General features: G+C 64.9%; 7 protein-coding genes. 4 read left to right on the top strand and 3 right to left on the bottom strand.

The features are described 5' to 3' along the window. A partial coding sequence (locus ACFWF3_RS22445) for an alpha/beta hydrolase family protein (RefSeq protein ID WP_379315154.1) occupies positions 1 to 687 on the bottom strand: 687 nt, incomplete at its 3' end. Between the two features lie 124 nt (positions 688 to 811). Between ACFWF3_RS22445 and ACFWF3_RS22440 the strand changes: the two genes are divergently transcribed. Beyond that, entirely contained in the window at positions 812 to 1,192 is a 381-nt protein-coding gene (locus ACFWF3_RS22440; RefSeq protein ID WP_379315153.1) for a MerR family transcriptional regulator, read from the top strand. A 142-nt stretch (positions 1,193 to 1,334) separates the two neighbouring features. Here the strand turns inward: ACFWF3_RS22440 and ACFWF3_RS22435 are convergent, their stop codons facing one another. Together ACFWF3_RS22435 and murJ are read right to left on the bottom strand one after the other, a co-directional pair. Beyond that, positions 1,335 to 1,529, bottom strand: a complete 195-nt coding sequence (locus tag ACFWF3_RS22435; protein WP_379315152.1) for a hypothetical protein — start codon at positions 1,527 to 1,529, stop codon at positions 1,335 to 1,337. A gap of 8 nt (positions 1,530 to 1,537) precedes the next feature. Further along, on the bottom strand, positions 1,538 to 3,103 hold the full coding sequence (gene murJ / locus ACFWF3_RS22430) for a murein biosynthesis integral membrane protein MurJ (protein WP_379315155.1): 1,566 nt from the start codon (positions 3,101 to 3,103) through the stop codon (positions 1,538 to 1,540). Positions 3,104 to 3,495: 392 nt separating this feature from the next. Here murJ and ACFWF3_RS22425 point away from each other — a divergent pair, with 392 nt between their 5' ends. The 3 genes from ACFWF3_RS22425 to ACFWF3_RS22415 form a co-directional block, all read left to right on the top strand. After that, positions 3,496 to 3,696: a hypothetical protein gene (locus tag ACFWF3_RS22425; protein ID WP_379315151.1), complete on the top strand. Its 201-nt coding sequence runs from the start codon at positions 3,496 to 3,498 to the stop codon at positions 3,694 to 3,696. A 50-nt stretch (positions 3,697 to 3,746) separates the two neighbouring features. Then, entirely contained in the window at positions 3,747 to 4,544 is a 798-nt protein-coding gene (locus ACFWF3_RS22420) for a SigB/SigF/SigG family RNA polymerase sigma factor (RefSeq protein WP_379315150.1), read from the top strand. Positions 4,545 to 4,836: 292 nt separating this feature from the next. Beyond that, a partial coding sequence (locus ACFWF3_RS22415) for a CPBP family intramembrane glutamic endopeptidase (RefSeq protein ID WP_379315149.1) occupies positions 4,837 to 5,494 on the top strand: 658 nt, incomplete at its 3' end.

Raw genomic sequence — 5,494 nt, 5'->3', positions numbered from 1 at the left:
CGTCCAGGCTGGCCCGCGGGTGGACAGCGGGAGGTTGTCATCGTCCCCAGCGATCACCAGACCTGGGGCGTTGATGTGCGAGAAGTCCTGGTCGCGCAGCCACGGGAGATGTTCGCGAGCGAAGGCCGTGAGTTCTGTGCCGCCGCGTCCCGCGGTGGCGAGTTGGACACTGGCCATGACGCGCCGGTCGGACAGGTCTTCCGCGATCCCGGTTTCCGGGTCGGTGACGCGCAAACCGACCAGGATTCCCGCGGTCTGCCCACCGAAGGAATGTCCCGCGGCGATGATCCGGTCGTGGTCGACTCGACCGCGCAAACCAGGCACCGATGCCGCCAATACGGAAAGTTCGTCGAGAATGCTCTTCATGTCCTGCACCCGGTGACGCCACAGTCGCGGCTTGCGCGGATCCTCGGCTGCCAAGGCGATCCGCTTCGAGTCCAAATGCGTAGCCTGAATGACCACGAATCCGTGCGAGCTCCAATAGTCGACCAGCGGCCCGTAGGCGTCGAAGTTCGAGCCGAACCCGTGTGCGAAAAGCACGATCGGTAGGTTGTCGCCGGTGACCGGGGCGGAAACCCTCACTTGGAGGTCTTCGGCACGGCCGGACCTGCGCACCCTGAGTGGTTTGACGGTGACGGTCGGCGCGGGCGCGGGGTCGGCCAGGCCGGTGACGGGGTGAATGACCATGAGTGAAATATTCTTTCGGTTCGCTGCCAGGACTTTCGTCGCGGATGGGTACCTCGACTACGCTAGAAGTTGACGTCGACGTCAGAGGCAAGCGTTTGTGGCATGGATCACGCGAAGGGCCGGAATGCGTATTGGCGAATTGGCTCGCCGGACCGGGGTTTCAGCCCGGGCCCTGCGGTACTACGAACAGCAGAACCTGCTACATGCCGAGCGCAGTTCCAGCGGTCAGCGCCATTACGCCGACACCGCCGTGGATCAGGTACTGCTGATTCAGCAGCTGTATACAGCGGGCCTGTCCAGCCGGACCATCGGCGAGCTCACGCCACATCTGATCAACGGCCGCGCCACCCCCGCCCTACTCGGCCGCCTCGAGGTGGAGCGTGATCACTTGCGCCAGAGCATCATCGAATTGGCGCGCACCGAACAACACCTGGACGCGGTAATCTCGGCAGTCTCGGCCAATGTGCGCACCGGCGCGGTATGCATTCGAGAAACCCGCGCATAAGGGTGGAACGTAGCTCGCCGATCCCGCCAGCCGTCCAGACAAGCCGATCCGAATAGGTCGCCCGTCGGTGTGGGCGGCTTGGTCAGGACCGTGTGGCTGTCCACCACATCTTTTTCTTGCCAGGAGTTTGTCCATCGGATCATCATGGCGAACAGATCGGCGGGTTGGTGCGGTGGTCGTCGAGCATGATGAGATCGCCGGTGCGGTGACGTTCTTGGCGCAGCAGGGTGTTGTTGTGGTGGAGCGCGGCGATCGTCGTGGCAACCGCGTCGAGTTGTGTTGAATGGTTGTCGAACCTTGGATATTCGCCACCATCACAGGGTTTCAGAACCGCCATCGGCCTCCTCACGCCCGGCGTAGAAGTGTTCGCGCCGCGCGCAGTTCGGGAATACCGATGACATGGGCGGCGAGCACAAACACCAGTGCGGCAGCGATGGCACCGGCCGCGGTGGCCGCAAGTTGTTCGACTGCGCCCGCGCTGATCGAGGTGCGGGTCAGCGCGACGGCACCGAGTCCTGCCAGCCCGGCGAGAACGGTGGCCGCCGCGACCCGGGCGACGGTGGTTGCGACAGTGGAGAACCCGAGCAACCCGTGTCGGCGCCGCAACAGGATATGACCGGCGACAGCGCCGGCGACGTAGGCCAACGAGCTCGCGACGCTGAGCATGACGATGACGGCTCGGTCTGCCAGCATCGTGGCGGCCAGGACGAGGATGCTGACCTTCGTGGTGACCATGACAAGGTTGAGCACGGCCGGGGTCCGAGTGTCGTTGTAGGCGTAGAACACCCGCATCTGCAGCATCACCAAAGCAAACGGCGCCAGCCCGAATGCGGAACAGGCGACTGCGGTGCCGATCAGGGTGGCGGCCTCGACATCGACACGGCCGGTGAACACCACCGTCGTGAACCCGGGGCCGAGAAGACTCATGGCCATCGTCATCGGAATCAGTGCCACCGACAGATATCGGGCACCGCGGGCGAGATCGGCCACGACCGCGGTCCGGTCGCCGAGGGCGGCCGCGCGCGAGATACGCGGCATCAGCACGGTCAGCACGGACGCGGCCAGAATGCCGTAGGGGACCTGGAACAGCAATTCGGCGTAGGTGTAGACCGATACACCGCCGTGGTCGAAGGCGATTCGCATCGTGATCGCGACGCCGATCTGGCTGATCACCGCGTAGACCAGCAGCCAGCCCATCACCGGCAGGCCGGACCGGACCGGGCGCCAGGTGTAGGGCAAAGGCCGCACCCGCCAGCTCCAGGTGAACCCGTCTCGGCGCAACGCCACTACGACCCAGACTGCCTGCCCGGCGATCCCGGCGGTGGTGCCGATACCGAGGGTCAGGATCTGCGCGGTGGTCATCGATGCCGGAGTGAGCGTGACCGGGCCGGGAAGGGCCACGAACACAGCACAGGTCGCCAGCAGGATCACATTGTTGACGACCGGCGCCCACGCTGCGGTAGCGAAGCTGTCACGGACGTTGAGTACCGCGCCCACGACGACGGCGATGCCGTAGAAGAAGATCTGCGGCAGTAGCAGATACGCTAGCCAGGTCGCCAGGCGCCGCTGCTCGGCATCGGCGACGAACCCGCGAACGATCCACGGCGCACACGCCACCGCGACGGCCGTGACCACGGCCAGGGCGATCATGGTCGCGACCATCAGGCGCTGAGTGAACTCGCGTGAACGTTTGCGGCCCCGACGACGGGCCCGGGTCAGCACTGGAATGACCGCGCTGGCCAGCACGCTGCCCAGCAGCAACTCGTAGACCATGTTCGGCAGATTGTTGGCACCGTTGTAGGCGTCCCCGACCGCCGCGGTCCCCAGCACCGCCGCCACCACGAGCGTGCGCACGAACCCGGTCACGCGACTCACCACGCCGGCAACCGCGACATAGCCACCCGACCGCACCAACCCGGAAGACCCTGAGCCCCCGTGACCACGCACGCCTTTCAACGGCACCGGCGCGACAGCACGTGGAGCGCTGTACTGCACCGGCAACGGTTGGGTAGCGAAACTGCCGTAGTCGTTCAACCTGCCCCCTCCGCTGAGAACCTCGTGATCACTCAGCCTACGGATGCTGATCCGACTTGCCCCGCCACTTCGGGACTGAGGTAGCGCCGGACGAGGAGCGGCGAGAGTCTTCCCGGCTCGACGCCGCGGGCCACCGACTCCGGGCGAGACGTGTGCTGATGCCTTCCCATGGGACAGGTACTTCAATCCTGAAGTACGAAACTGCCTCCGTATCAACATCATCGACCGGTTCCGGTTTATTCGCCTCCACGACGGTCAACCCTTCGCTCATGACCACCTCACGTAATCGGGTACCGAGTACGCCGAGCATGGATCTGACCAGCACCACCATCGTGTTGGCGACCAGCGTGTTCTTTCTGTTGGGCCTGGCCGCCTTGACCAGGTCGCCAACCGTCGCCTTCTTCTGCGCCGTCGGCCTGGGTGCGGCGATGACGACATCCTCCAAAATGCTGGGCCTCAACAGCCTCTAGCTCACCTCCTCCCCGCCGTTGAGCATGTCGCAGACCAGGAGCTGATCCGCATGTCCACCACCGCCGCCCGCCCCACCTACGAACACGCCGAGCCCTTGTTCGCGCACCTGGCACTGACCGACCCGCGCAGCCCTGAACACGATGCTCTGCGCGAGGAGATCATCGAGGTCTGCCTCCCACTCGCCGAGCACATCGCTCGCAAATACGCCGGTCGCGGTGAAGTGTTCGAGGATCTGCTCCAGACCGCGCGGCTGGGCGTGGTCATGGCAGTCGACCGCTACGACGTGACCACCGGATCACCGTTCCTGGGTTTCGCGGTCCCCACCATCATGGGCGAAGTGCGCAGACACTTCCGCGACCACATCTGGCCGTTGCATGTGCCGCGTCGCGAAAAGGAGCTACAGGGCAAAGTCAGGGTGGCGACCGACGAGTTGACCCGTCGATTCCACCGCTCCCCCACCGCGCAAGAACTCGCGACCGAACTCGATGTTCCGGTTACCGATATCGCCCGTACTCTGGTGGCGGCCAACGCATTCCAGACGCGCAGCCTCGACACCCCGGCACGTGATACCGACGGCGATCCCAGCATGACCATCGCCGACACCTTCGGCGATGAAGACCCTCGCTACCAACTGGCTGAAGACACGATCACCGTCGCGCCCTTGCTGGCACAGCTGCCGCCGGAAGACCGCCAGCTGCTGATCTGGCGGTTCTACGACACACTCACCCAAGGTGAGATCGCCGAGCGCCTCGGTGTCTCTCAGATGAGCGTGTCTCGCAAGCTCACCAGACTGCTCGGTGATCTGCGTGCGCAGACCACCGACGACCAAGTCCCGCTCGCGGTCTGAACTCCCGGCGCGCCTGCGCCGTCTTCCCGCTTCGCAGCCACCGTCAGCTGTTCCTCAGATCGACGCCCGACCGAAGGCGGAGTCATCCAAAGGGGTCCGGCCGTCGAATTCCTGGGTGAAGGGCCGGTTTCCGTAGCGCTCACAACCTGCGACGGCCCTTCCGAGGAAGGCAACGCTCGGTCGCTGGTCGGATCGATCAGCGACCGAGCGTTCCGTTGGTCGCTGCCACTGCGGTGAACGACACGGCCCCAAATATCAAGCGTCCAGCTTTCCCAGCGGATATTTTGCCCGTATGAGCCGTCCTGAAACTGCGCTATCGGCTATCCCGACCGGCCGCCGACGCCTGTCCTATCCGGTGTTCGCGCTGGTCGTGATCGCGTATCTGGCGATCATCCAGCTCGGTGGTCTGCTGATGACCGCGCTGACCGGCGAAGACGACTTCCTGTCCACGCGTGCGGTGTTCTACGGCATGATCATCCCGCTCGGTGTCGCCTTGGCATTCACCTACGGTGTCATCGCCTACCTCGGCTGGATGCGGCCGGTCCTGCACGACGATCGCCCGACCCGGCCGTGGGTGCGGGTCGTGCCGATCGTGTTCCTCGTCGCGATCGTCTTCGGTATCAACTACAGCGCGCTGGGCGACAAGGGTCTGCTGTACACCCTGATGCTGCTGATCGCGACACAGTTCGTCGGCTGGGGCGAGGAGGGCATGTTCCGCGGGATCGGTGTGGTGGTGCTGCGCGATCACGGGCTGACCGAGGGCAAAGTCGCGTTATGGTCGAGCATCGTGTTCGGCGCGGTGCATCTGACCAACGGCATCACCCACGGCGCGAGCGCGCTGCCGCAGGCGGTCATGGTCAGCCTGGCCGGCTACTTCTTCTACCTGACCCGTAGAGTGACGCGTGGCAACACGGCCAACTCGGTGCTGCACGGTTTGTTCGACTTCACCC

Source organism: Nocardia sp. NPDC060220 (genome assembly GCF_042727815.1).
Taxonomy (GTDB): Bacteria; Actinomycetota; Actinomycetes; order Mycobacteriales; family Mycobacteriaceae; genus Nocardia.
Note: the sequence above shows the minus strand (reverse complement) of the source record. Positions and strands in the feature narration are given on the sequence as shown.

What these genes read in the sequence shown, in the direction of transcription:
- ACFWF3_RS22440 (WP_379315153.1), top strand. Translation starts at nt 812, where the DNA reads ATGCGTATTGGCGAATTGGCTCGCCGGACCGGGGTTTCAGCCCGGGCC.
- ACFWF3_RS22420 (WP_379315150.1), top strand. Translation starts at nt 3,747, where the DNA reads ATGTCCACCACCGCCGCCCGCCCCACCTACGAACACGCCGAGCCCTTG.
- ACFWF3_RS22425 (WP_379315151.1), top strand. Translation starts at nt 3,496, where the DNA reads ATGACCACCTCACGTAATCGGGTACCGAGTACGCCGAGCATGGATCTG.
- ACFWF3_RS22435 (WP_379315152.1), bottom strand. Translation starts at nt 1,529, where the DNA reads ATGGCGGTTCTGAAACCCTGTGATGGTGGCGAATATCCAAGGTTCGAC.